This window comes from Sphingomonas floccifaciens (genome assembly GCF_042681125.1).
GTDB classification, from domain to species: domain Bacteria; phylum Pseudomonadota; class Alphaproteobacteria; order Sphingomonadales; family Sphingomonadaceae; genus Sphingomonas; species Sphingomonas floccifaciens.
The window spans coordinates 748,552-772,864 of sequence record NZ_JBHUFC010000003.1 but is presented as its reverse complement, the minus strand read 5'-3'; the positions used below and the strand labels follow the sequence as shown (position 1 = coordinate 772,864).

Genomic DNA, 24,313 nt, shown 5'->3' with positions numbered 1-24,313 from the left:
CTGACAATAGGAAGAGGGGTCATCCCTTCACACTCCCGGCGAGCAGCCCGCGCATGTAGAAGCGTTGGAGGACGAGGAAGAGGATCAGGACCGGGAGCGTGGTGACGACTGAGCCGGCCATCATCAGCTCGACGTCCTGCACCCGCTCGCGGCTCAAGGCGGCGAGCGCGACGGGCAGCGTGTACAGGCGGTCGTCGCTGAGCACGATCAGCGGCCAGAGGAAGTCGTTCCAGCTGCCGAGGAACACAAACAGCGCCAGCGTCACGATGATCGGCTGAAGCGCGGGCAGGACGATGCGGGTCAGGATCTGCCCCTCGCTCGCCCCGTCGACGCGCGCGGCCTCCAGCATCTCAGTCGGTATCGACAGCGCGTACTGGCGGACCAGGAAGATGCCGAAGATGCCCGCCAGCCACGGTACCAGTACCCCGGCATAGCTGTTGACGAGGCCCAGCGCCTTCAGCTCCAGGAACAGCGGCAGCATCCCGATCTGGCCCGGAATGACCAGCGCGGCGACCAGCGTCTGGAACACCGCATCGCGCCCGCGGAAGCGCAGCTTGGCGAAGGCATAGCCCGCCGGCACGACGAACAGCAGCGCGAGGCCGGTCGCGGTCGCCGAGACGAACGCGCTGTTGGCGAGGTAGCGGCCGACGCCGTAGCTGTCGAACAGCGCGCGGTAGTTGGCGAGCGTCGGCGCGGCGGGCACCAGCGGCGGCGGAAATTGCGCAGCCTCACCAGGCGCCATGAACGACACCGACACCATCCACATGAGCGGCAGCAGGACGAGCGCAGCGATCACGGCGGCGCCCAGCGTCGTCAGCGCACTTCTCACGTCCGCACCCACCGCCGCGATATCGCGATCTGGATCAGGGTCACCGCCAGGATCAGGACGAACAAGATGAAGGCCACCGCCGACCCCGCCCCAAGGTTCCACCATTTGAACCCTTCCTCATACATGAAATAGAGGATGGTCACGGTCGACTGCGCCGGCCCGCCCTGCGTCATGACATAGGGCTCGGCGAACAGCTGGAAGAAGCCGGCGATCGACAGGATCGACACCAGCAGCACGGTCGGGGCAATCGCGGGCAGCGTGACGTGCCGGAACCGTGTCCACGCCCCCGCCCCGTCGATCCGCGCCGCCTCATGCAGGTCCTGCGGCACGGTCTGGAGCGCGGCGAAAAAGATCACCATATTGTAGCCGAACGTCTTCCACGCGACGAAGATCAGGATCGCGGGCAGCGACGCGCTCGGGCTGCCCAGCCAGTCAACCGGCGGTATCCCCACCTCCGCCAGCGCCGCGTTGACCAGGCCGTAGCGGGTGTGGAGCAGATAGCGCCAGACGACCGCCGTCGCGACCAATGTCGTCACATAGGGCGCGAACAGCGCGACCCGCCACACCGGCTTCCAACGCACCGTCTTCGCATCGAGCAGGATGGCGGCTGCGAGCGACAGGCCGACCGTCAGCGGCACGCCGAAGACGACGAACCACAGGCTGTTGAGCGTCGCACGCCAGAACAGCGGATCGCCGAGCAGTCGGGCGTAGTTGGCAAGTCCCACGAAGCGCAGGTTCGACAGGTCGGCAAGCGCGTAGATATCGAAATCGGTCAGGCTCAGCAGCAGCGACGCCGCAGCGGGCAGCGCGAAGAACAGCGCGATCGCGGCCAGCGCCGGTCCGCTCATCCACCATGCGGCGCGGGCTTCGCGGGTCATTGGCATGACCGGCCGCCCTCACCCTTCCCACCGGCTGCGCCGGCGGGCCCCTTCCCTCTCCCAATGGGACAGGGAGGGAGGCGCGAAGCGCCGGAAGGGTGAGGGCGACGCATAATCACGCCGCCCGCCCCTTTTCGCGCATCCACCGCCGCTTCGCGAGCAGCGCGTCGGCTCGGCGGTCGATCTCCGCAGCCGCTGCCGGGATGGTCAGCGTACCGGCAACCGCGAGTTCGGCGACGCGCTGCATCTCGGTGACGATCCGCTCCCATTCCGGCACCTTGGGCACCGGCCGCGCCCGGCCGAGTTGAGCGGCGAATGGTGCCATGCGCGCGTTGCGATCGAGCCCCGCCAACGCCCAGGCGCTCGGCCGTGCCGGCAGGTCGTCGGACAGCGCGTTAAAACGCGCCTGTACATCAGGTGTCGATAGATACCGGACCAGCGCCGCGACATCCTTACGATCGCGGGCAGCATCGAACACGACCAGGCTCGACCCGCCCGGCGCCGATGCCCCCGGCCCGTCCGGTCCGGGCATCGTCACCGTCGCCCAGTTCTTCGCAAAATCCGGTCCCCGCCGCGCGATCAACTCACGCACCGTCCACGGACCTGACAGGAACACCGCGAAGCGCCCGCGCGCGAACTCGTTCCAGATGTTCGCGATGGTCGTCGACGACACTTTGGGCGCCAGACCGTCCCGAAACAGCGAAACATAGAATTCGAGCGCTCCCCGGAACCCGGCGGAGGCGAAATTGCCCCGCGTGCCCTCGTCGCGCAGCAGCGGATCGGGTTGTTGCAGGGCGAAAGTCAGCAGCTGCTCAAATTCGTTGAGCGGTAGCAGGATCGCGTGATCGCCGCGCGTCGCTCGACGCTGGATCGCGGCGAGCGCACGTTTCCATCCTGCCCAGTCGTTCGGCAAAGGATCATAGCCGGCCGCATCTGCGATATCGGTGCGGACGAACTGCAATCGCGTGTCGACATACCATGGCACCGCGACCAGCCGCCCGTGGATGCGATTGGTCTCGACCACCGCGGGGAAGGCGTCTTGCGTTGCCCAGCCGGTATCGCCCGTCAGCGGCGCGATCGCACCGATCGCAGCGAGCTCCGCCAGCCAGGTATTGCCGACCTGCGCGACATGCGGCAGCGATCCGCCGGCGAAACCGGTCAGCAGTTTTTCGTGCGCTGCTGACCAGGGCAGCGCCTGCAACCGCACCCGCGTACCCGCGTGGTCCCGTTCGAACGCACGCAGCAGCGGCGCAACCGCCGCCGCCTCGTTGCCCATCGCCCAGAAATCGATCGTGTCCGCCGCTCGTCCGGTCCCGCACCCGCCCAGCGCAAGCGCACCCCCGGCGGCGAGGCCCAGTATCTGGCGGCGGTCGACCGGCATCAGCCGGACAGACGGGTCGATCGGCGGACGACCAGTTCGGGTTCCAGCGTCTGCGGCGATGGCGGTGGCGCGTCGGGACTGGCGATCAGCGCCATCAGCGTCTCGAAGGCGCGCGTGCCCATTTCCGCAATATGGACCTGCATCGTCGTCAGCGGCGGCTGAACGTAGCGCGCGATCGGCACATCGTCGAAGCCCGCCACCGCAATCCCGTTCGGCACCGCGATCCCCGCGGCGGACAAAGCGGCCATGCAACCGACCGCCATCATGTCGTTGCCCGCAAACACCGCGTCTATCCCACGCCGGTCAGCCAGGATCGCAGCGCCGGCCGCGTATCCCGCGTCTTCGCTGAAATCGCCCGGCAGGACGACCGGATCATGGTCGCCCAACAGGTCGGCCACCGCCGCACGGAAACCCGCGCAGCGTCCGTCCGAATCGCCATTGCCCTCCGGCCCGGAGATCATCGCGATCCGTCGATACCCACAGGCGACGAGATGCGCGACCATCGCTCGCGCGCCGCCTTCGTTGTCGATCGCGATCGAACTGTGCCCTTCGCCCTCGATCCGGCTGCCGAGCACGACGGTGGGCAGTCCGGCCGGCAGATGCGCGGTCAGGAAGTCGGCGTCGATGCCCGGCGACATCAGCAACAGGCCGTCGACCCGTCCGCGCATCGCGCGGATCGCCTGCGTCGTCTCACTGGCGTCGCCGTGCATGTTTGACAGCAGCAGTTGCAGCCCCACGGCATGCGCCGCCCGATCGATGCCGCGGATCACTTCGGAAAAGAACTCGCCGAACAGGTCGGGCAGCACGACGCCGATCGTGTTGGTCCGCGCCATCGTCAGGCTGCGCGCGCCCAGGTGCGGGACATAGGCCAGCTTGTTCGCCGCCGCGATCACGCGGTCGCGTGTCGCGGGCGTCACATTGGCGTGCCCGTTTAAAGCGCGGGAGGCGGAGGCAACCGATACATCCGCCTCGCGCGCGACATCGCGAATGGTGGCCGTCGCCCGCTTCATCCCCACTCCCATTTGCCTCAGGTAACCGGTTACAGCTTTATAATTCAAGCGATATCGATCGGATCACGCCGCACTGCGCGTCGCCATCCTGCGGCGGTCGAACGCCCGGCCCTCGGCATCGAAGAGATGGACATGCTCCGGCGCCATCGTCAGCATCGCATCGTCCCCGATCGGATCGCCGACGCTGCCGCCCGCCTGCCGGACCAGTGGCTCGGCCGATGCGATATCCGCCAGATCATAATGAACGTAGCTGGTGCCCCCCAGCATCTCCACGAACCGCACCCGCGCCGGCAGGCCGTCCGGTCCGTTCGCAACACGCAGTTGCTCGGGACGGACGCCAATCGTCACCGCGCTGCCCACAGGCGCAGCACGCGCATCGACCGCGACCTGGACCATGCGATCGCCGACCCGCACCATCGCCATATCAGCGGTCGCGGAGACGAGCGTCCCCGGCAGCCGGTTCATCGCCGGCGACCCGATGAAGCCCGCGACGAACAGGTTCGCCGGCGCCTCATAGAGCTCCATCGGCGTACCGATCTGCTCCACCCGCCCGCCGTTCAGCACGACGATGCGATCGGCCAGCGTCATCGCCTCCGCCTGATCGTGCGTGACGTAGATCATCGTCGTGCCGAGCGCGCGGTGGAGCGCGGCGAATTCGTAGCGCATCTTGACGCGCAGCGCGGCGTCGAGGTTCGACAGCGGCTCGTCGAACAGGAAGACCTTGGGCTCGCGGACGATCGCACGGCCGATCGCGACACGCTGACGCTGTCCGCCCGACAGAGCGGCGGGCCGGCGATCGAGCAGATGCGCGATACCCAGCGTATCCGCCGCCCGCGCGACCGCCGCGTCGATCTCGGCACGCGGCAGCTTCGCCAGCTTCAGCGCGAAACCCATATTCTCGGCGACGGTCATGTGCGGGTAGAGCGCGTAGGACTGGAACACCATCGCGATGCCCCGATCGCTCGGCGAGCGGTCGTTGACCGTCACGCCACCGATCCGCACATCGCCGGCGTCCAGATCCTCCAGCCCGGCGATCGCGCGCAACAGCGTCGACTTGCCGCACCCCGACGGTCCGACCAGGACCAGAAACTCGCCCGCGCGTGTTTCCAGGTCAATGCCGCGCAGCACTTCGGTCGCCCCAAACGCCTTGGTCGCGCCGGTCAGGCTGACGATCGTCATCCAGCTTCTCCCGGCCGTCCGTGGCCGCGTGAGCAACTTAAGCGCGATTGCCGTGTCGGCGCCAGACCCCGGCGAAGGCGGCACCTGCCCGCCGTAGCGCCTTAGCCATCCGGCCAAGTCATGAAGCGTTGCCCGCGCGGTGTGAGCAAACTAGGTTATCGTCATGACCTTCGCCCCCGGCCTGTCGACCGTCGCTGCGACCATTCAAACCGCGATCGCGCCCGTGTTCCTGCTGGCGGGCATCGGCGCGATCCTGAACGTGCTGGCCGGGCGGCTCGCGCGGATCATCGACCGGTCGCGCGCGCTGGAGGAACTGCATCCCCGCTCGACCGGGCCGGAGCATGACCGCCACGTCTGGGAATTGCGCATTCTCGACCGGAGGATCGGCGTGATCAGCAGCGCGATCAGCCTGTGCGTAGCGAGCGCCGTCACCGTCTGCGTCGTCGTCGCGCTGCTGTTCGTCGCGCGGATCGTCAACCTGCACATCGGCCAGGCGGTCGCGGTGCTGTTCATCGGCACGATGATCCTGCTGACGCTGGGGCTGATCCTGTTCCTGGTCGAGGTGCATATCTCGCTGAAGGCGATCCACGTCCGCGCCGAACTGCTCGAACGCGAACGCCGGTGAGTCCGCTTGTCGAAAAGCGCGCGCTTCAGGTCGCGGTCGCACTGGTGCTGCTGCTACCATTCACGGCCGCCATCGCGGGGGTCGTCGGTGGCCCGAAATTTCTGGGCAAGCCGCCCGTCATCCCGACCGACCTCGACAGCCACTTCCGCTATGTGTCCGGCCTCTTCCTCGCGATGCTGCTCGCCTATGTCAGCTGCATCCCGCGCATCGAGCGCAAGACCGAGCGACTGCGCTTGCTCGGCTTCCTGACGGTCGTCGGCGGGTTGGCGCGACTGTGGTCGCTGGTGAAAGTCGGTGTGCCGTCAACCGGACATCAGGTCGGGCTGGTCATCGAACTCGGCATCGCGCCGGCCATTCTGCTGTGGCAGACCCGCGTCGCGCATCGGTTTGAAGGCAAGGCGCGGGAAGCGGCAGCCGGCGCTCGCCGCTAAAGCCTGCCGTGCTCCCGCGCAGGCGGGAGCCCAGAGTTACGAAATGCAACGCTCGCCGCCCTGGGCTCCCGCCTGCGCGGGAGCACGGTAGGATACCAGCCATGCCGCTCTCCTCGACGACCATACCCTCCCCCGTCGGAGCACTGGCACTGATCGCAAGCGACGCCGGACTGGTCGCCGTGTTGTGGGAAGACGACCGCCCCGGTCGCGTCGTGCTGGAGGATGCCACACAGAACGCAGACCACCCGATCCTCACCGCCGCCGCCCGACAACTCGCCGACTATTTCGCCGGCATCCGCACGCGCTTCGACCTTCCGCTCGACCCACGCGGCACGCCTTTTCAGCGGCAAGTGTGGGCGGCACTCGATACCATCCCCTACGGCGAGACGCGCAGCTATGCCCAGATCGCCGCGCAGATCGGGCGCCCGACCGCGTCGCGCGCAGTGGGCGCCGCCAACGGGCGCAATCCGGTGTCGATCGTCACCCCCTGCCACCGCGTCGTCGGCACGAACGGCACGCTGACCGGGTTCGCCGGCGGGCTGGCGGCGAAGGACTACCTCCTGACGCTCAAACGCCGCGCGGGCGCGACCGCGCCGTCCATACCCGGCCCGGCATCTGCGCTCGGCAGGTAGCGCGGCGCCTGGCGCGCCTTCGCCCGCACCTCATAGGCATAGCCGGCCGCCAGCAGCATCTGCTCGCTCCACTCCGGCCCGATGAAGCTCAGACCGACCGGCAGCGCCCGGACGAGGCCCATCGGCACGGTCAGGTGCGGATAGCCCGAGATCGCCGGCAGCTGACTGGCGCTCGCGCCCGTCGATCGGTCGCCGTGCACCGGATCGCTGAACCACGCCGCACCGTAGCTCGGCGCGACGATCAGCCGGGCATCGGCGTTCTTCAACATCGCATCGATCGCGCCCGCCGCCTGTGCCCGGCTCTTTTCCCGCGCCGCGCGATAGGCGGGATCGGCCAACCCCTTGGTCTTCGCCGCCGCCAGGAACGTCTCCTGCGCAAAATAGGGCATTTCGGCCGCGGCATTCGCATCGTTGAACGCGATCACCTGATCGAGCGTCCGCGTCCTCACCGCCGCCGGCGTTGTGGCAAGATAGGCGTCCAGGTCAGCCTTAAGCTCGGTGTACAGCACCAGCCCCTCGGCATCGCCGAGTCCGGGCGTCGGCGGACGCTGAACGTCGACCAAGGTCGCGCCGGCCGCGGTCAGCACCGCCAGCGCAGCATCGAACCGCGACTTCAGGTCCGCCGTCATGTCGGGCCGGAGCACCGCGACCCGAACGCCCTTTAGCGCACCTTCCGACAGGCCGGCAGCATAGTCGCGCCGCTGCGCATCGGCTCCCTTTGTCGCGGCGTCGGCGGGATCGCTGCCGACCATCGCCGAATAGAGCATCGCGGCGTCGCGCACGCTGCGCGCCATCGGCCCCGGCGTGTCCTGGCTATGGCTGATCGGCACGACCCGCGTCCGGCTGACCGCGCCGACCGTCGGCTTCAGGCCAACCAGCCCGTTGATCGCCGAGGGGCAGACGACCGATCCATCGGTTTCCGTTCCCAGCGCCGCTGCTGCGAAGCTTGCAGCCACCGCGGCACCCGACCCGCTCGACGATCCGCAGGCCGTCCGATCGAGCGCATAGGGGTTGCGCACCAGCCCTCCGACCGCGCTCCACCCGCTCATCGACCGGGTCGACCGGATGTTCGCCCATTCGCTGAGGTTGGTCTTGCCGAGGATCACCGCCCCCGCCGCCCGCAGGCGGGCGACGACCGGTGCGTCGCGGCGGGTGACATTGTCCTTCAGCGCCAGGCTGCCCGCCGTCGTCGCGATGGGGTCGAGCGTCTCGATATTGTCTTTGATCAGAATCGGAACGCCGTCGAGCGGCCCCAGTCGCCGCCCCGCCTTCGCCCGCGCATCCGAAGCCCGCGCCTGCGCCAGGGCGTCGGGATTGACCGCGATGACGCTGCGCAGCGTCGGTCCTTTGCGATCCATCGCCGCGATCCGGGCAAGGTAACCGCGGGTCGCGGCCTCCGACGTCATCCGTCCGCCCGCGATGCGTGCCGACAGGTCAGCCAACGGCAATTCGACGACCGCCGATGCACCTGCCTGAGCTTGCGCCGTGACGGGCGCGACAATCGCCATGATCCCGATCAATGCCATGCGCATATCCGTCTCTCCCCTGGGTTTCGGGCGGACGCTATGCCCTGGCTCCGACAACCACAATCGGTAGCTGTTCATAGCTGATCCACAGCAAAATTTTTTTCGTTTCGCACGACGACTCTTGCCTTTCAAAAAGGCGAGGAAAGTCCACGCGTCGCTGCTTGCCAGTGGGACTCTCCGGCCCAATCGAGCGACGAACCGTTGACCGCATCGCATGTTTACCGACTTGCCTTGCAACGAGATTGGGCACAATCTGTTGTGGTTGTGTCGGGGGACCAACCCCAAGCCTTGGTGATCACACCGTACGACCCCATATCGTACGAACACCGGCTTGCGCCCCTTGCCAAGGAATTGGTCCCGTTTTGTTCCGGGATCGCAAGATGATACAAGCCGGTCTTCGACGAGTCGGACCGGCGATGCAGACGAGGGACGGCACGATGGATTTCAGGGATACTGCGGAGAGCGACGTGACGGACGCGACCACCATCGAAACCCCGACCGAAACGACGGCGCCGGCCACCCCGGCGGACCGGGATTCCCGCCACGTCGCGACCCCCTATCCGGTCGAAGTCGACCACAGCCGCGACGCGCTGCTGACCGAATTCGGCAAGGAAACGTTGCGCGACCGCTATCTGCTGCCGGGCGAAAGCTTCCAGGATCTGTTCGTCCGCGTGGCGTCGGCGTACGCCGACGACGCCGCGCACGCCCAGCGCATCTACGACTATATCTCGCGCCTGTGGTTCATGCCGGCGACGCCTGTGCTGTCGAACGGCGGCACCGGTCGCGGCCTGCCGATCAGCTGCTTCCTGAATTCCGTGCCCGACAGCCTGAACGGCATCGTCGACACCTGGAACGAGAATGTCTGGCTCGCCTCGCGCGGCGGCGGCATCGGCACTTATTGGGGCAACGTCCGCGGCATCGGCGAACCGGTCGGCCTGAACGGCAAGACAAGCGGCATCATCCCGTTCGTCCGCGTGATGGATTCGCTGACGCTGGCGATCAGCCAGGGCTCGCTGCGCCGCGGCTCGGCCGCCTGCTACCTCGACATCTCGCATCCGGAGATCGAGGAGTTCCTGGAAATCCGCAAGCCCAGCGGTGACTTCAACCGCAAGGCGCTGAACCTCCACCACGGCGTCCTTATCCCCGACGCCTTCATGGAAGCGGTGCGCGACGGCGCCGAATGGGAGCTGAAGTCGCCAAAGGACGGCTCGGTGCGCGGCAAGGTCGACGCGCGCAGCCTGTTCCAGAAACTGGTCGAAACCCGCCTCGCCACCGGCGAGCCGTACATCGTGTTCTCCGACACCGTGAACAACACGATGCCGAAGCATCACCGCGACCTCGGCCTCAAGGTTTCGACCTCGAACCTCTGCTCGGAAATCACGCTGCCGACCGGCAAGGATCATCTGGGCAACGAACGCACCGCGGTCTGCTGCCTGTCGTCGCTGAACCTGGAAACCTGGGATCAGTGGAAGGATGAGAAGGGCTTCATCGAGGACGTGATGCGTTTCCTCGACAACGTCCTCCAGGACTATATCGACCGCGCCGAGCCGGGCATGGAAAAGGCCGCCTATTCCGCCGCGCGCGAACGGTCGGTGGGTCTGGGCGTCATGGGCTTCCACAGCTTCCTCCAGGCGCGTGGCCTGCCGATGGAAGGCGCGATGGCCAAGTCGTGGAACCTGCGCATCTTCAAGCATGTCCGTAGCGCCGTCGACCAGGCATCGATGCAGCTCGCGGTCGAACGCGGCGCCTGCCCCGACGCCGCTGACATGGGCGTGATGGAGCGGTTCAGCTGCAAGATGGCGATCGCCCCGACCGCTTCGATCAGCATCATCTGCGGCGGCACGAGCGCCTGCATCGAGCCGATCCCGGCGAACATCTACACCCACAAGACGCTCAGCGGCTCGACGTCGGTGAAGAATGCTCACCTCGAAAAGCTGCTCAAGGAAAAGTCCAAGAACAGCGACGCGATCTGGAATTCCATTTTGGAGCGTGGCGGGTCAGTCCAGCACCTCGACTTCCTGTCGGACGACGAGAAGGCGACGTTCAAGACCAGCTTCGAGATCGACCAGCGCTGGCTGCTCGAACTCGCCGGCGACCGCACGCCCTACATCGACCAGGCGCAGTCGCTGAACCTGTTCATCCCCGCCGACGTCGAGAAGTGGGATCTGCTGATGCTCCACTTCCGCGCGTGGGAACTGGGTATCAAGTCGCTCTATTACCTTCGCTCTAAGTCGATCCAGCGGGCTGGGTTCGCTGGGTCCGAGGGCCAGGGCGGCGTGGAAGCCGACAACACGCTCGACAAGCCGCAGTTCAATCTTGGCGAGTCGACCGACTATGACGAGTGCTTGGCGTGTCAATAGAGCGATGATGACCCGTCACCCTCACCCTTCCCACCGCCTACGGCGGCGGGCCCCTTCCCTCTCCCGACGGGAGAGGGAGGGAGCGGCGCATCGCGCCGCGGAAGGGTGAGGGTGACGTGCGGCTCTATGACGGTCGCCCGAGTGGAACCGTGGGCCGCGCACGGCAACTTCGCCGCGATGCCCCGGAGCCCGAGCGTCGATTACTTCGTGTGCTGAAGGCGGCGTTCCCGACCCTCAAATGGCGGCATCAGGCACCGATCGGGCCGTTCTACGCCGACATCCTGTGTTTTTCGGAGCGACTGGTGATCGAAGTTGATGGCGATACCCATGCGAATGCTGAGGCGCGTGACGAGGGACGTTCGGCCTTCATCGCCAGCGAAGGCTTCCGCGTGATCCGCTATGCGAACGCTGACGTGATGCAGAACTCGGACGGCGTAATCGCCAACGTTGGAGTTGCGCTCAAAGCAAAGGGCAGCGCCGTATGACCGGCACTGCCCTCACCCTTCCCACCGCTGACGCGGCGGGCCCCTTCCCTCTCCCGACGGGAGAGGGAAAGTCAGCCTCAGCCGGCGTTCTCTTCTTCCTCGAACGTCACCGCCACATCGGCGTTGGCGCTCAGGCGCACCTGATCACCCTCGACGTCGGCGATCAGGCCGAGCGGGATGAAGTGGTGGTGCCCTTCATGGCTCCCCTCGGCGCCCTCGACCTGCGCGCCGGAGTCCTTCTTGGTCAGCTTGATGCGCTCGCCTTCGACGCCGTCGACCGTGCCGACATGGACGCCGTCGGCGCCGATGACTTCCATATGTTCGCGAATGCTGGATGCGTCGGCCATGTGTCGTCTCCTGTGAATGATACGGCGGCTGAACGCGCCCGCGGGCGGTTGGCTGCATGATGCCCCTGCAATCGATCATCATGTACGCCGTCGCCGTGCTGTTCTGCCTGATCGGCGCCGGGTTGCTGCTCGCGCTCGCCCGCCCGCGCACGCCGGGCCAGGTCTACGCCTTTCGCATGGTCGGCATCATGGCGCTGTCCGGCGGCGTCGTTCTGGCGATGAGCGCGACCGCCATGTGGCAGTGGAGCGTCGAGGGATGAGCTTAGCGATTCCCTTAATGTTCGTCGGCGTCGCCGCGGCGATGTTCGGTGCCGGTGTGTCGGCGCGTCGCTCGCCCGAGCCCGGCCAGGACTCCCGTCTCTTCTTCGTATCCGGCAGCCTGTTTCTAATCGCCGCTTTCGCCTTTCTTCTTCCCCATCTGTTCGACTGATAGTCTCGGAGTAATTCCCATGTCCCTCACCTCCGCCCGCAAGACCTACAAGCCCTTCGAATACCCCTGGGCCTATGAATTCTGGAAGCGCCAGCAGCAGATCCACTGGATGCCCGAAGAAGTGCCGCTGGGCGAGGATTGCCGCGACTGGGCGCAAAAGCTGACCGATCACGAGCGCAACCTGCTCACGCAGATCTTCCGCTTCTTCACGCAAGCCGACGTCGAGGTGCAGGATTGCTACCACGAGAAATACGGTCGCGTGTTCAAACCGACCGAGATCAAGATGATGCTCGCCGCCTTCTCGAACATGGAGACGGTGCACATAGCGGCGTACAGCCACCTGCTCGACACCATCGGCATGCCCGAAAGCGAGTACGGCATGTTCCTCGAATATGCCGAGATGAAGGACAAGCACGACTATCTGCAGAACTTCGGCGTCGATACAGACGAGGATATCGCGAAGACTCTGGCGATGTTCGGCGGCTTCACCGAGGGGCTTCAGCTGTTCGCGTCCTTCGCGATGCTGATGAACTTCCCGCGCTTCAACAAGATGAAGGGCATGGGCCAGATCGTCAGCTGGTCGGTGCGCGACGAGAGCCTGCACTGCGAAGGCATCATCAAGCTGTTCCACACCTTCGTGAAGGAACGCGACTGCCTGACCGCGAGCGTCAAGAAGGACATTCGCGACATGTGCCACACCACGGTCGACCTGGAGGATGCCTTCATCGACCTGGCGTTCGAACAGGGGCCGGTGAACGGCATGGCGCCGGAAGAGATCAAGCGGTACATCCGCTACATCGCCGACTGGCGCCTGGGCCAGCTGGGCCTGAAGCCGATGTACATGATCAAGGAGCACCCGCTGCCCTGGCTCGCCCCGCTGCTGAACGGCGTGGAGCATGCGAACTTCTTCGAACAGCGGGCGACCGAATATTCGAAGGGCGCGACCAAGGGCCAGTGGAACGACGTCTGGTCGAGCTTCGACAAGCGGCAGAAGGCGAAGGCCGTGCCGGCGGCGAACGAGGACGCCGGCGATGATGCGGGCGACATGTTCAGCCGGGCTGGCGTCGCGGCGGAGTAAACGCCGACGCGGCGCCGGCGGAGGCTGGCGCCAGCCCAGCCGGCCGTCGGCGCCCGAAAGCGCCGACCGACGGTATGGGCTTTGCCCATGCCCGCCCCTTGGCTCCCCCCGCGGCCGGTTGCTTTATTTTGACCCACACGAAGGCACGAAGGCACAAAGAGGGGCCGACTTCCTGGGACCGCGCGCAGCGCAATCTCAAATATTCGAAGAGAACTTCGCTCTCGGAAGACGTCCGACCTTCTTCGTGCCTTCGTGTCTTCGTGTGAGTCGAAAATCACCCAAACCGCCGCCGCATCAACTTGCGCAACCGCCCCGGCATCCACCGCGCCGCGAACCGCAGCCGATGGGCGGTCTTCCCCACATATTCGAACAGCGCATCGCCGTGCACGGCGCGCCACGCCGCCTCCGCCACGTCTTCAACCGGCGATAGCTCCAGACCCGCGCCCGTCACCGTCTCACGGATCGACCGGTTGGAACCGGCGGTCGGATGCGCGAGCAACGGCGTGTCGATGAACGCCGGGACCAGCCCACGCACCCGGATGCCGTCGCCAGCCCATTCGCCGTCCAGCGCTTCGGTCAGCGCGCGCACGCCGAACTTGGTCGCGGAATAGATCGCCAGTCCCGCCGATCCATAGATCGCCGACGCCGACGCGGTATTGAGCAGGCAAGCCCCCGGCGTGCGTTTCAGATAGGCATGGCCGATCCGCGCGCCGTTGATCACACCGGTCAGGTTGATCGCCACTGTCCGATCAATCTCGTCGAACGCCGCCTCCGCTAGCGGGCCGCCGAGCGGAATGCCCGCGTTGTTCGCCAGCACGTCTAGCCGCCCCGCCTTCGCCGTGAAATCGTCGAGCGCAGCCACCCAGGCATCGCGGTCGCGGACGTCCATGACATAGGTTTCCGCGCCATCCGGCAACAGCGCGGCCGTGGCCGCCAGCCCCGCCGCATCGACGTCGGCAAGGCCCACCCGCCAGCCCTCGCGCGCGAAGCGCTCGGCGATCGCGCGACCGATGCCCGACGCACCGCCGGTGATGAAGATCGCCTGCACGCTTGCCTCTCCCTTTGCGTTCGCGCGCAGCATCGCGCACTCTGGCCCGGATGCCAACGCCCAGCATGATCGCCTTCGAACGGCTGACCGTCGCCTATCCCGGCGGGACGACCGCGGTCGACGACGTGACGCTGGCGATCGCGCCGGGCAGCTTCGTCGCGCTGGTCGGGCGGTCGGGGTCGGGCAAGTCGACGCTGCTGAAGACCGTCAAACGCCTGATCAGCCCGACCGCAGGCCGCGTTCTGGTCGACGGCCGTCCGGTCGATGCCGAGCCGGCGCCTCTGCTGCGGCGACGGATCGGCTATGTCTTCCAGGGCATTGGCCTGTTCCCGCATATGACGGTGGCGGAGAATATCGCGGTTCCGCTCCGCCTCGATGGCCGCGTCGACCCGGAACGGGTGGCAGCGCTGCTCGATCTGGTCGACCTGCCGCAAGAGGTCGCCACGCGCCGGCCCGATGCCCTGTCCGGTGGCCAGCGCCAGCGTGTCGGCGTCGCCAGAGCGCTTGCGACCGAGGCGAAGCTGTTGCTGATGGACGAACCGTTCGGCGCGCTCGATCCGATGACGCGCGACGCGCTGGGGCAGGCGGTGCGCACCTTGCATGATCGCCTCGGCCTGACGACGTTGATGGTGACGCACGACATGGCCGAGGCGCTGTTGCTGGCGACGCGCGTGCTGGTGATGGCGAAGGGGCGGATCGTCGCCGACACCACGCCGGCCGCGCTGATCGCCGGTGAGGGCGGGCCGGAGGCACAGGCGCTAGTCGATGTGCCGCGCCGCCAGATGCAAGCACTGAAGGCCTTGAGCGCATGACCGCGGCCTTCGCCCGCGTGCCCGAGCTGCTGGCCAGCCACCTGCTGCTGTCCTTCGCCGCGCTGCTGCTCGGGCTCGCGCTCGCGCTGCCGATGATCCTGCTCGCCGCGCGCCATCCCGCGGTCGCGCGTGTCGCGCTCGGTTTCGCCAGCCTTGTCCAGACGATCCCGGCGCTTGCCCTGCTCGCGTTGTTCTTCCCGCTGCTGCTGTGGCTTGGCCTGCCGCCGCTCGGTTTCCTGCCGTCGCTGCTGGCGTTGTCGCTCTATGCGCTGCTGCCGATCCTCAGGAACGGCGTCACGGGCCTGGCCGGCATCGACCCGGCGGTGCGTGAGGCGGCGGACGGGGTCGGCATGACCGCGCGGCAGAAGCTGCTGTGGGTGGAAGCGCCGCTGGTCCTGCCCGTGCTGATGGCCGGCATCCGCACGGCGGCGGTCTGGACGATCGGCGCGGCGACGCTGGCGACGACGGTCGGGCAGCCGAGCCTGGGCGACCTAATCTTTTCCGGCTTGCAGACGCAGAGCTGGCCGCTGGTGCTTGCCGGCTGCATCGCCTCCGCCGGGCTGGCACTGGCGGTCGACGCGCTGCTCGGGCTGGCCGAACGCGGGGTCGCGACCCGGCGACGATGGCTATGGATGGCCAGTCTGGCGCTGTTGGCGGTCGGTGCCGGCGCGGCCGCCCTGCCCCGCCTTTCCCCCGCACGCCCGACCGTGGTCGTCGGCGCCAAGAATTTTTCCGAACAGTTCATTCTCGCCCGACTGATCGGGGCGCGATTGCGGGACGCGGGATATGACGTCGCCTATCGCGAGGGGCTAGGCTCGGCGGTCGCCTATGGCGCGCTGAAGACCGGAACGATCGACGTCTATGTCGATTATGCGGGCACGATCTGGGCGAGCGAAATGAAGCGCGCGGGCGCCCCGTCGGCGGCGCAGATGCTGCCCGCCATCGCGCGCTGGGCGAAGGACACCGGCGGCGTCCGCCTGCTCGGACCGCTGGGGTTCGAGAACGCCTATGCGTTCGCGATGCGTGCCGACGAGGCAAGGGCGGCGGGGATCGCGACGCTCGACGACCTTGCCCGTGCATCGCCGCGGTTGCGGCTGGCGAGCGATCTGGAATTCCTCGACCGGCCCGAATGGGCGGCGGTCCGTCGCGCCTATCCGATGCGGTTCGGCGAGGCGCGCGCCTATGCGCCGAGTTTCATGTACCAGGCGCTGGCAAGCGGGCGCGCCGACGTCATCTCCGCCTTTTCCTCCGATGGCCGGATCGCTGCCGATCGGCTGGTCGTGCTGAGCGACCCGCGCGGCGCCATTCCCCGCTATGACGCGATCCTGCTGCTGTCGCCGAAGCGGGCCGGCGATACGCGCTTCATCGACGCCCTGCGCCCGCTGCTGAACGCCATCCCTGTCGCCGCGATGCGCGAGGCCAATTATCTGGTCGACCGCGACACCGACAAACGGTCACCCGACGATGCCGCACGATGGCTCGCGACCCGGATCGATCGGCGACCTTGACGCTACGGCCCCTGCGACGCAGGGGTCTTGTCTGAGTTTTGGGAGAGACATGATGCCGATCGACGCCACGCTGCTGCCCGACGACTGGCGCGATGCGACGTTGGTGGGCCGGGTCGATTTCGGCGACGGCCCGACGCCGATCGCCGTGCGGGGCGGCATCGCACACGACATGAGCGCGGTCGCGCCGACCGTTTCGCATCTGATCGCGCGCGGCGACCTGTCGGGTGGTACCGCCATCGGGCCGCTCGATACGATCGACGGCGATCTGCTCAGCCCGATCGACCTTCAGTGCATCAAGGCCGCGGGGGTCACCTTCGCCAATTCCGCGCTCGAACGCGTGATCGAGGAAGCCGCGCGCGGTGACGCCGGCGCGGCGGAGGGCGTCCGGGCCAAGCTGGAGGGGCGGATCGGCGGATCGCTGCGGTCGGTCGTACCGGGATCGGACGAGGCGGCGGCGCTGAAGGCGGCGCTGATCGAGGACGGGTTGTGGTCGCAATATCTGGAGGTTGCGATCGGCCCCGATGCGGAGATTTTCACGAAAGGACCGCCGCTGTCTTCGGTCGGCGCGGGCTCGGACATCGGCGTGCGGGACGATTCGGCCTGGAACAACCCAGAGCCCGAAGTGGTGCTGGTCGTGACGGCGGCCGGGGAAATCGTCGGCGCGGCGCTGGGCAACGACGTCAACCTGCGCGATTTCGAGGGGCGGTCGGCGCTGCTGCTCGGCAAGGCCAAGGACAATCGCGCGGCGACCGCGGTCGGGCCGTTCGCCCGCCTGTTCGACGATGGCTTCACGCTGGACGACGTGCGTGCCGCCAAGATCACGCTGCGCATCGACGGGCCGGAGGGCTATGTGCTGAACGGCGTTAATTCGATGGACCAGATCAGCCGCGATCTGGCCGAGTTGGCGCGCCAGGCGATGAGCCAGCACGACTATCCCGACGGCTTCGTGCTGTTCTGCGGCACCCTGTTCGCGCCGACCGACGACCGTGATGCCCCCGGCCGCGGCTTCACGCACAAGCCGGGCGATGTGGTGACGATCGCCAACCCGCTCCTCGGGCGGCTGGTCAACCGCGTCGTCCACTGCCCCGACGCGCCGCGCTGGGACACCGGCATCGGCGCGCTGATGACCAATCTGGCCAAGCGGGGGATGCTGGCATGAGCAATACGCGCTACTCGAGCCTTGCCGGTCGCCGCGTCATCGTGACCGGCGGCGCGTCGGGCATCGGCGAGGGCTTCGTCACCGCCTTCGCCGAACAGGGCGCGACGGTCGACTTCCTCGACGTATCGGACGGCAGCGCCGTCGCAGCGCGCACGGATGCGACCTTCCATCACTGTGACCTGACCGACATCGCTGCGCTGCAGGCGACCTTCGCCGCGATCGGGCCGGTCGACGTGCTGATCAACAATGCCGCGAACGACGATCGCCATAGCGTCGAGGACGTGACCCCCGCCTATTGGGACGAGCGGCTGGCGGTGAACCTGCGCCACAAGTTCTTCGCCGCGCAGGCGGTGGTGCCGGGAATGAAGGCACAGGGGCGCGGGGTCATCCTGAACCTCGGTTCGATCAGCTGGCACTTGGGGCTGCCGGACCTCGTCCTCTACCAGACCGCCAAGGCCGCGATCGAGGGGATGACCCGCTCGCTCGCTCGCGATCTCGGCCGGCATGGCATCCGGGTGAACACGATCGTGCCGGGCAACGTCCAGACCCCGCGGCAGGAGAAATGGTACACGCCGGAAGGGGAAGCGGAGATCGTCGCGGCGCAGTGTCTCGACGGACGGATTCAACCGGCCGATGTCGCGGCGCTGGCGCTGTTCCTCGCATCGGACGATGCGCGGATGATTACCGGGCACGACTATTTCGTCGACGCGGGTTGGCGTTGAAGACCGATCAGCGGATTAGCGAAAGCTAATCTGCGTCGCGGATCGCTCGCCGGCCGGCGGGTGCAATCCGGTCGACGGCGCGGCTTTGCCGCGACGCGATGCGCCTCCCCCGTTCGTGCCGCGAGCGATGCGCGGGCGTATTGGAGTACGGTGCTTCGACTTCGCTCAGCACGAAAGGGAACGGGAACGGGAACGGACGTTAGCCCAGCGGCTCTACATCCACTGATACATGCATCTTCTGCGCGCCCGATCCCAGCACCACGCCGTCGATCGGGGCGATGTCGGCATAGTCGCGGCCGATGGCCATCACCACGTGATCCTCCGCCATCCAGATGCCGTTGGTCGGATCGACCCCGACCCAGCCATGGTCCGGCCCGCACCACAGCAGCACCCAGGCGTGGGTCGCGTCCGCGCCGACCAGTCGTTCCTGCCCCGGCGGCGGCAACGTGCGCAGATAGCCCGAGCAATAGGCCGCCGGCAGCCCCGCTGCGCGAAGACCCGTAATCATGATCTGCGCGAAATCCTGGCACACGCCCCCGCGGGCATCGAACGCCTCGCGCGGGGGCGTGTCGACCAGCGTCGCCGACGGGTCGAAGGCGAAGTCGTGCTGGATGCGGCGCGCGAGCGCGATCGCCGCCTCCAGCGCGCCGCGGTCGGGGTCGAGATCGAGCGCGCACCAGTCCCGGATGACGGGGTCTAGCGCGATGCGCGGCGAGGCGAAGAGATAGGCGGCGGGACTCGCCGGTCCCATGTCGCGGCTGGTGCGGGCGAGCGCGGCGACTTCTCGCAGTGTCGGGTCCGAGGGGCTCGGCACCGGAATCGGCCGATTGACGACGACCGTCGCACTGCTGGTGATGGTCAGCGACCGCGCCGGGCTTTCCACGACCAGTCGCGTCACATTGGCGAGGCCCGCCTCCGCCCGCGCCGGGAAGGTGCGCCCGCCCGGCTCGATCGAGAGGTCATAGTCGATCAGGTCTTGCCCCGACCACAGGATCGGCCGCAGACGCAGGTTGCAGCGTGCGAATCCGACCGGCGCGGCATAGTCGAACCGCGTGATATGCTTGATGGCGTAGCGCATCATGCCAGCGTCAACCCGGCAGCGCGCAAGGGTTCGGCGCCTTGCAGGAAATAGCGGCGGGCGATCGCGCTCGACAGCGCGAACAGGCGGTTGGTCATGTCGGTCATCGCGTCGTCGTCGATGTCGACCGCGCGCAGAGTCGAAACCCGGGCAATGAGTGCCGTCGCCAGCGCCTGTTGCGATTCGGCCAGGCCGTCGTCGTCGAGCACCGGCAGGCGGCGCAGATGGTCGACGATGGCATCGACCTGATAAGCGATGCCACGCGGGTTGCCGGGATCGAGCGCGACCAGATCGAGCACAGGCACCCGGGCGATGCCGGTCAGATAGCGCTGGCGGTAGCTGATCTGGCTGTTGGCGAGGTCGAGCAGGGTCGACAGGTCGTCGGCGCTCGCCTGCGGCGCTCCCAGCGCACGGACGGCCGCCGCGACGGTCGTCGCGCGTTCGATGCGGCGGCCGAGGTCATGGAACCGCCAGCCGTCGCTGCGCCCCATATGCTCGGCCGACAGCCCGGCGAGCGCGGCGTAGCGGCGCTGGAGCGAGCCAGCGCGATCGAGCAGATGGCCGCGCGCCGGATGCGGGGCGTCGAGCAGGCGGATCATGTCCGCCGACAACCGGTCGCGCGATCCCTCACCGATGATGCGCGCCTGATTGTTGACTATGCGCACGCTGTAGCCCTCCTCGGCCTCCAGCGCAGTGCGGGCAAAACGGACCAGATCGGCACGGGCAATCCCGTAGGGCGGCGGCGCGGCACCGGAGCCGACGATCAGGCCGACGAGGCGCCACACCGTGTCCGGCGCCAATGCCGCGCCGGTATCTGCGCCGATCGAATGGCCGAGCAACACACGGATCGCGCCGAGCAGCGCCTCACCGCGTTCGAGATAGCGGCCGAGCCAGAAGAGATTGTCGGCGACGCGGCTGGGCAGCGTCCCCGGATTGCGGCGCAGGTTGACCGTGTCGGCGGGCGGCAGCAGCGACAGGTTGTCGACCGGCTCCGGCCCGTGGATGCAGACGTCGGCGGACCAATTGCCCTCGCCCATGATCGCGGCGCGCTCGTCCGGATGCTCGCCGATGCGCGCGAAGCCGCCGGGCAGGACCGTCCACCGCCCCGCGCCATCGCGCGCGGCGAAGACGCGCAGGGTGAACGGTCGCGGCGCCAGCCCGCCCTCGGCGACCACCGGCATGGTCGACAGACGGACAACCTCCTGCCCGACATAATCCTGCGGCCGCCGCTCCATATCGGCGAGCAGCAGCGCGCGCGCATCGGGGTCGAGATCGCTCCCCAGCGTCGGACGGCCATCGGGCAACCCCAGCGGCCGACTGTCGAAGGCGGGTGCGATGACCATGCGGTCGAGGTTGTCGCGGACCTCAGCAGCCTGCGCCCGGCCGCCACACCACCATGTCGCGACATTGGGCAGGATCAGGCTGGCGCCGGTCAAGCGGGTCGCGATCTGCGGAAGGAAGGCGTTCATCGCCGCGCTTTCCACCACGCCGACTCCGGGCGCGGAGGACAGCACGACATGGCCGGTCGCCATTGCATCGATCAGCCCGGCGACGCCGATGCGGGAGGTGGAATCGAAGGCGAGCGGATCGAGCAGCCGTGGATCGACGCGGTGCCACAGCGCATCGATCCGCTTCAAGCCCGCGATGGTCCGCACATAGAGCTGGTCCTCGCGCACCGCGAGGTCGGCACCCTCGACCAGCAGGAAGCCCAGATAGCGCGCGAGATGCGCCTGTTCGGCATAGCTGGGGCTGAACCGCCCGGGGGTCAGCAGGCCGATGCGCGGCTCGGCCCGGCGGCACATCGCGGCCAAGCCATCGCGGAAGGCGGCGAAGAACGGCGCGTGGCGTTCGATGTTGAGCCGCGACTGAAGCCCGCCCAGCGTCCGCGCAACGGCCAGCCGGTTCTCCAGCGCATAGCCCGCACCGACCGGCGCGCGGACGTGATCGGCCAGCACGCGCCAGTCGCCGGCAGGACCGCGACACAGATCGACCGCGTAGAAATGCAGGTGCCGGCCGCCCGGCGGCGTCAGCCCGACCATCGGGCGCAGGAAATGCGGGCTGCCGGTGACGATCGCGGCGGGGAGATGGCCTTGCGCGACCAATCGGCCGGGTCCGTAGATATCGGCGACCACCATCTCCAGCAGGTCGGCGCGCTGGGTGACGCCGCGCGCGATCTTTGCCCATTCATCGCGGCCGATCAGCAGCGGTACGGGCGACAGCGGCCAGGGGCGCTCGGCGACTTCCCCGGCGACGCGAAAGCCCGTGCCGATATCGCTGGCATGCCGCTGCACTCGGTCGCGCGTCTCGTCGAGCGCCCCGCTACCGATACCCGCCAGTTCCTCCAGCGCGATCAGCCACGCGGCCTGGTCCGCGCCGCGAGCGGTGCACAGCACATCGCCCTTCGGACGGTCGCCGCAATAGGCCGTCAGCCACTCCGCCGCGACCGCGCCGGCGTCGGTTACGCTCGCCATGACCGGATCGCTTGCCACTTATGCCCCTTGGTGCCTTGCTTCGGTGTCCGACCACAAAGTGTCGGCGGGCGCAACGAAGAAGAGAAGACTGTTCACGCAAAGGCGCAAAGGCGCAAAGATTTCCTGCTTCGCGCCACCGACCGGAGGGCGCCACTAGCGCCGTTTGACCGACGACCGCGCGACGAAATGTCCAAAGGTCTTCGCGCCTTTGCGCCTTTGCGTGAACAGTCCTTTTCTGCCTCAACCCACATACGCCGCGGCGGCCTTCAGATCCTCGACGAAACGTGCGTACTCATCCTCCGCCTGGGCCTTGTCGGGCAGGCGCAGCAGGTAGCTGGGGTGGACCGTTACCCAGCCCGTGCCCCCGCTCGGCAAAGCGATCGGCGCCCCGCGGGTCTTCGAGATGGTGACGACCTTGCCCATCAGCGACCGCGCCGCCGTCGCGCCCAGCGCCACCGTCATTTCCGGCTTCACCAGCGCCAGTTCCTGGTCGATCCACCAGCGGCACGCGTCGATCTCGCCTGCGTCGGGCTTGGCGTGGATGCGGCGCTTGCCGCGCGGTTCGAACTTGAAGTGCTTGACCGCGTTGGTGACGTAGACGCCCGCGCGATCGATCCCGGCGTCGCCCATCGCGCGGTCGAACACCCGCCCCGCCGGCCCGACGAAGGGGTGGCCGGCCAGATCCTCCTGATCGCCGGGCTGTTCGCCGACGAACATCATCCGCGCATCGACCGGACCTTCGCCGAACACCGTCTGGGTCGCGTGCTTGTAGAGGTGGCAGCGGGTGCAGCCCATCGCCTCTTCGCGCAGCGCGGCCCAGGCGCCCGCGATGTTGCCGCCCACCGCGGTCCGTGCCTTGTCGATCATCGCCACCTCGCGTGCCTGCGCGCCGGCGACCAACTGCCCCACCAGCGCGGTTTCGGGCATGTTCTTCCAATATTTTCGCGGCATTTCCTTCAGCATCGCGCCGACCTTCAACCGCGCGGGGTTGAAGATGGAGGCGTAATAGGTCTTCCACACCTCCTCGATCGGATCGCCTTCCGGCGCGTCGGCCTTGGATGCAGCCGGGCCTTCGGACAGCACTTCGCCGTCCCAGTGGATCGATAGTTCCGGGGTCAGGATCGACCAGCGCATCGCCGTGAAGCGATTGACGAAGAAGCGCCCGTTCTCGCGAACGATATGATGTTCGGGTTCGAACCACGCGACATATCGCGTGTCGCCATCCTGCTCGACCTCGCGGAAGCGGACGAAGGCGCGCATCTTGTGGATGTCGCGGCGGACGGCCTTGGCCATCTCGTCGAGCTTGCGGATCAGCGGGTCGGCACGGTCGTCGACCAGTTTCGGCTGGGCGAGCACGCGGGTCAGCGCGGTGTAGAGTAGCGCCCAGCGCTCGGGGTCGGCGTGCAGCGCGACGGTGCGGGCAAGGTCGACGAACGGTCGCGGAACCTTGAACGCGGGGGCGCGGGATTCGAGGACGGCCTCGTCGCCGAACAGGTCGGCGGGGGTTTCCCCGACCTGCCAGACGACCTCCGACGGCGCTACCTGTGCGGCAGCGAGGTTGCGCGCGGCGTCGCGCCAGCCGTCGAAGTCGTCTTCGGATGCGAGGGTGGCCAGGCGCACGACTTAAAATCCTCCCCCAGCTTGCTGGGGGAGGGGGACCGCTCGGCGGAGCCGAGTGGTGGAGGGGCGGCGCGGCACGCGCCGTACGATCCAAGCCCCTCCACCATCGCTACGCGATGGTCCCCCTCCCCGAGACAAGTTCGGGGAGGAATTTAGCCACGGCATACTCACTCCCGCTCGTCGCTCCCGGCCGGCTTTTCCTTCGCCAGCTCCAGTTCCTTTGGCTTGCGATCCTCATAGGTCTCGGCCAGCTCCTCCTCGGTCGCGTCGTCGAGTTCCTTGGTCGCGGCCGGGAACATCTCCTCTTCCTCCTCTTCGATATGGTGGAGGTAGCGATGGCGCATCTGGTGGAATTTCGCTTCCCATTCGTCGCCGCCGAAGTCGAGATCCATCATCTCGCCGATCAGGTCGTCGACTTCCTTATGCTCGCTGACCGAATGGCGCGCGTCGTCGCGCAATTCGGGATTGCCGAGCATCGTCGCATAAAGCGACTCCTCCTCGGCGGCGGCGTGAGCGGCGATTTCGATGCGGAAGCTCTCGAACAATTTCTTGCGCTTGGCATCGTCGCCGCTCAGTTCGCCGAGCTGTTCCAGCATCTCGCGATGCTTGTCGTGATCGGCCTTCAGGTCGAGATAGATTTGAGCTTCAGCCATGGCGGGTGTCTCCTTCGCTGGCGCCAACCGGCGAAAGGCGACCGTGTTTCA

General features: G+C 67.5%; 24 protein-coding genes. 12 read left to right on the top strand and 12 right to left on the bottom strand.

All coding sequences use genetic code 11. The features are described from left to right. Positions 1 to 19: 19 nt before the first annotated feature. From ACFSC3_RS10700 to ACFSC3_RS10680, 5 genes are all read right to left on the bottom strand, one after another. Positions 20 to 841: a carbohydrate ABC transporter permease gene (locus ACFSC3_RS10700; RefSeq protein ID WP_380940389.1), complete on the bottom strand. Its 822-nt coding sequence runs from the start codon at positions 839 to 841 to the stop codon at positions 20 to 22. Continuing rightward, a complete protein-coding gene (locus tag ACFSC3_RS10695; protein WP_380940388.1) occupies positions 826 to 1,713 on the bottom strand; it encodes a carbohydrate ABC transporter permease in 888 nt (295 codons plus the stop codon). The genes ACFSC3_RS10700 and ACFSC3_RS10695 overlap by 16 nt, the downstream gene beginning before the upstream one ends. Positions 1,714 to 1,822: 109 nt before the next feature. Continuing rightward, entirely contained in the window at positions 1,823 to 3,088 is a 1,266-nt protein-coding gene (locus ACFSC3_RS10690; RefSeq protein ID WP_380940387.1) for an extracellular solute-binding protein, read from the bottom strand. After that, positions 3,088 to 4,098, bottom strand: a complete 1,011-nt coding sequence (locus tag ACFSC3_RS10685; protein WP_380940386.1) for a LacI family DNA-binding transcriptional regulator — start codon at positions 4,096 to 4,098, stop codon at positions 3,088 to 3,090. The genes ACFSC3_RS10690 and ACFSC3_RS10685 overlap by 1 nt, the downstream gene beginning before the upstream one ends. Before the next feature lie 63 nt (positions 4,099 to 4,161). Continuing rightward, positions 4,162 to 5,277, bottom strand: a complete 1,116-nt coding sequence (locus ACFSC3_RS10680) for an ABC transporter ATP-binding protein (protein ID WP_380940385.1) — start codon at positions 5,275 to 5,277, stop codon at positions 4,162 to 4,164. 163 nt (positions 5,278 to 5,440) lie between these two features. On the opposite strand from ACFSC3_RS10680, the gene ACFSC3_RS10675 reads away from it, so the two are divergent. From ACFSC3_RS10675 to ACFSC3_RS10665, 3 genes are all read left to right on the top strand, one after another. Next, complete coding sequence (locus ACFSC3_RS10675; RefSeq protein WP_380940384.1) at positions 5,441 to 5,902, top strand: DUF2721 domain-containing protein; 462 nt, start codon at positions 5,441 to 5,443, stop codon at positions 5,900 to 5,902. Beyond that, positions 5,899 to 6,333, top strand: a complete 435-nt coding sequence (locus ACFSC3_RS10670) for a DUF4345 domain-containing protein (RefSeq protein WP_380940383.1) — start codon at positions 5,899 to 5,901, stop codon at positions 6,331 to 6,333. Before ACFSC3_RS10675 ends, ACFSC3_RS10670 begins: the two co-directional genes overlap by 4 nt. Positions 6,334 to 6,434: 101 nt before the next feature. Then, complete coding sequence (locus ACFSC3_RS10665) at positions 6,435 to 6,965, top strand: methylated-DNA--[protein]-cysteine S-methyltransferase (RefSeq protein ID WP_380940382.1); 531 nt, start codon at positions 6,435 to 6,437, stop codon at positions 6,963 to 6,965. Here ACFSC3_RS10665 and ACFSC3_RS10660 read toward each other — a convergent pair. Further along, positions 6,887 to 8,497 (bottom strand): amidase, encoded by a 1,611-nt coding sequence (locus tag ACFSC3_RS10660; RefSeq protein WP_380940381.1) that lies wholly within the window; start codon positions 8,495 to 8,497, stop codon positions 6,887 to 6,889. The genes ACFSC3_RS10665 and ACFSC3_RS10660 overlap by 79 nt on opposite strands. A gap of 431 nt (positions 8,498 to 8,928) precedes the next feature. Here ACFSC3_RS10660 and ACFSC3_RS10655 point away from each other — a divergent pair, with 431 nt between their 5' ends. Next, positions 8,929 to 10,851 carry a ribonucleoside-diphosphate reductase subunit alpha gene (locus ACFSC3_RS10655; RefSeq protein ID WP_380940380.1) on the top strand — a complete coding sequence of 641 codons (1,923 nt, stop codon included), beginning with the start codon at positions 8,929 to 8,931 and terminating at the stop codon, positions 10,849 to 10,851. Positions 10,852 to 10,967: 116 nt separating this feature from the next. Continuing rightward, a complete protein-coding gene (locus ACFSC3_RS10650; protein ID WP_380940379.1) occupies positions 10,968 to 11,336 on the top strand; it encodes an endonuclease domain-containing protein in 369 nt (122 codons plus the stop codon). A 77-nt stretch (positions 11,337 to 11,413) separates the two neighbouring features. Here the strand turns inward: ACFSC3_RS10650 and ACFSC3_RS10645 are convergent, their stop codons facing one another. Next, on the bottom strand, positions 11,414 to 11,683 hold the full coding sequence (locus tag ACFSC3_RS10645; RefSeq protein WP_380940378.1) for a DUF2171 domain-containing protein: 270 nt from the start codon (positions 11,681 to 11,683) through the stop codon (positions 11,414 to 11,416). A 56-nt stretch (positions 11,684 to 11,739) separates the two neighbouring features. On the opposite strand from ACFSC3_RS10645, the gene ACFSC3_RS10640 reads away from it, so the two are divergent. From ACFSC3_RS10640 to ACFSC3_RS10630, 3 genes are read left to right on the top strand one after another with little or no spacing between them, the layout of a single operon-like run. After that, positions 11,740 to 11,943, top strand: a complete 204-nt coding sequence (locus tag ACFSC3_RS10640) for a hypothetical protein (protein WP_380940377.1) — start codon at positions 11,740 to 11,742, stop codon at positions 11,941 to 11,943. A 17-nt stretch (positions 11,944 to 11,960) separates the two neighbouring features. After that, entirely contained in the window at positions 11,961 to 12,113 is a 153-nt protein-coding gene (locus tag ACFSC3_RS10635; protein ID WP_380940376.1) for a hypothetical protein, read from the top strand. 19 nt (positions 12,114 to 12,132) lie between these two features. After that, positions 12,133 to 13,191: a ribonucleotide-diphosphate reductase subunit beta gene (locus ACFSC3_RS10630; RefSeq protein WP_380940375.1), complete on the top strand. Its 1,059-nt coding sequence runs from the start codon at positions 12,133 to 12,135 to the stop codon at positions 13,189 to 13,191. A 274-nt stretch (positions 13,192 to 13,465) separates the two neighbouring features. On the opposite strand, the gene ACFSC3_RS10625 is transcribed toward ACFSC3_RS10630, so the two are convergent. Beyond that, a complete protein-coding gene (locus tag ACFSC3_RS10625; protein ID WP_380940374.1) occupies positions 13,466 to 14,272 on the bottom strand; it encodes an SDR family oxidoreductase in 807 nt (268 codons plus the stop codon). Between the two features lie 32 nt (positions 14,273 to 14,304). Between ACFSC3_RS10625 and ACFSC3_RS10620 the strand changes: the two genes are divergently transcribed. The 4 genes from ACFSC3_RS10620 to ACFSC3_RS10605 are packed head-to-tail and all read left to right on the top strand — an operon-like array spanning position 14,305 to position 18,440. Further along, positions 14,305 to 15,051: an ATP-binding cassette domain-containing protein gene (locus ACFSC3_RS10620; protein WP_380940373.1), complete on the top strand. Its 747-nt coding sequence runs from the start codon at positions 14,305 to 14,307 to the stop codon at positions 15,049 to 15,051. Further along, positions 15,048 to 16,559 (top strand): ABC transporter permease/substrate-binding protein, encoded by a 1,512-nt coding sequence (locus tag ACFSC3_RS10615; protein ID WP_380940372.1) that lies wholly within the window; start codon positions 15,048 to 15,050, stop codon positions 16,557 to 16,559. The genes ACFSC3_RS10620 and ACFSC3_RS10615 overlap by 4 nt, the downstream gene beginning before the upstream one ends. A gap of 49 nt (positions 16,560 to 16,608) precedes the next feature. Further along, complete coding sequence (locus ACFSC3_RS10610) at positions 16,609 to 17,718, top strand: fumarylacetoacetate hydrolase family protein (RefSeq protein WP_380940371.1); 1,110 nt, start codon at positions 16,609 to 16,611, stop codon at positions 17,716 to 17,718. Next, complete coding sequence (locus ACFSC3_RS10605) at positions 17,715 to 18,440, top strand: SDR family NAD(P)-dependent oxidoreductase (protein ID WP_380940370.1); 726 nt, start codon at positions 17,715 to 17,717, stop codon at positions 18,438 to 18,440. The genes ACFSC3_RS10610 and ACFSC3_RS10605 overlap by 4 nt, the downstream gene beginning before the upstream one ends. A 199-nt stretch (positions 18,441 to 18,639) precedes the next feature. Here ACFSC3_RS10605 and ACFSC3_RS10600 read toward each other — a convergent pair whose 3' ends face one another. The 4 genes from ACFSC3_RS10600 to ACFSC3_RS10585 form a co-directional block, all read right to left on the bottom strand. After that, the gene (locus ACFSC3_RS10600) at positions 18,640 to 19,518 is read right to left on the bottom strand and encodes a transglutaminase family protein (protein ID WP_380940911.1); all 879 of its coding nucleotides are present in this window, start codon (positions 19,516 to 19,518) and stop codon (positions 18,640 to 18,642) included. Beyond that, positions 19,518 to 21,989, bottom strand: coding sequence for a circularly permuted type 2 ATP-grasp protein (locus tag ACFSC3_RS10595; protein WP_380940910.1), 2,472 nt, complete (start codon positions 21,987 to 21,989; stop codon positions 19,518 to 19,520). Before ACFSC3_RS10595 ends, ACFSC3_RS10600 begins: the two co-directional genes overlap by 1 nt. A 240-nt stretch (positions 21,990 to 22,229) precedes the next feature. Then, positions 22,230 to 23,609 carry a UdgX family uracil-DNA binding protein gene (locus tag ACFSC3_RS10590; protein WP_380940369.1) on the bottom strand — a complete coding sequence of 460 codons (1,380 nt, stop codon included), beginning with the start codon at positions 23,607 to 23,609 and terminating at the stop codon, positions 22,230 to 22,232. A 167-nt stretch (positions 23,610 to 23,776) separates the two neighbouring features. Then, entirely contained in the window at positions 23,777 to 24,262 is a 486-nt protein-coding gene (locus tag ACFSC3_RS10585; RefSeq protein ID WP_380940368.1) for a hemerythrin domain-containing protein, read from the bottom strand. Positions 24,263 to 24,313: the final 51 nt, after the last annotated feature.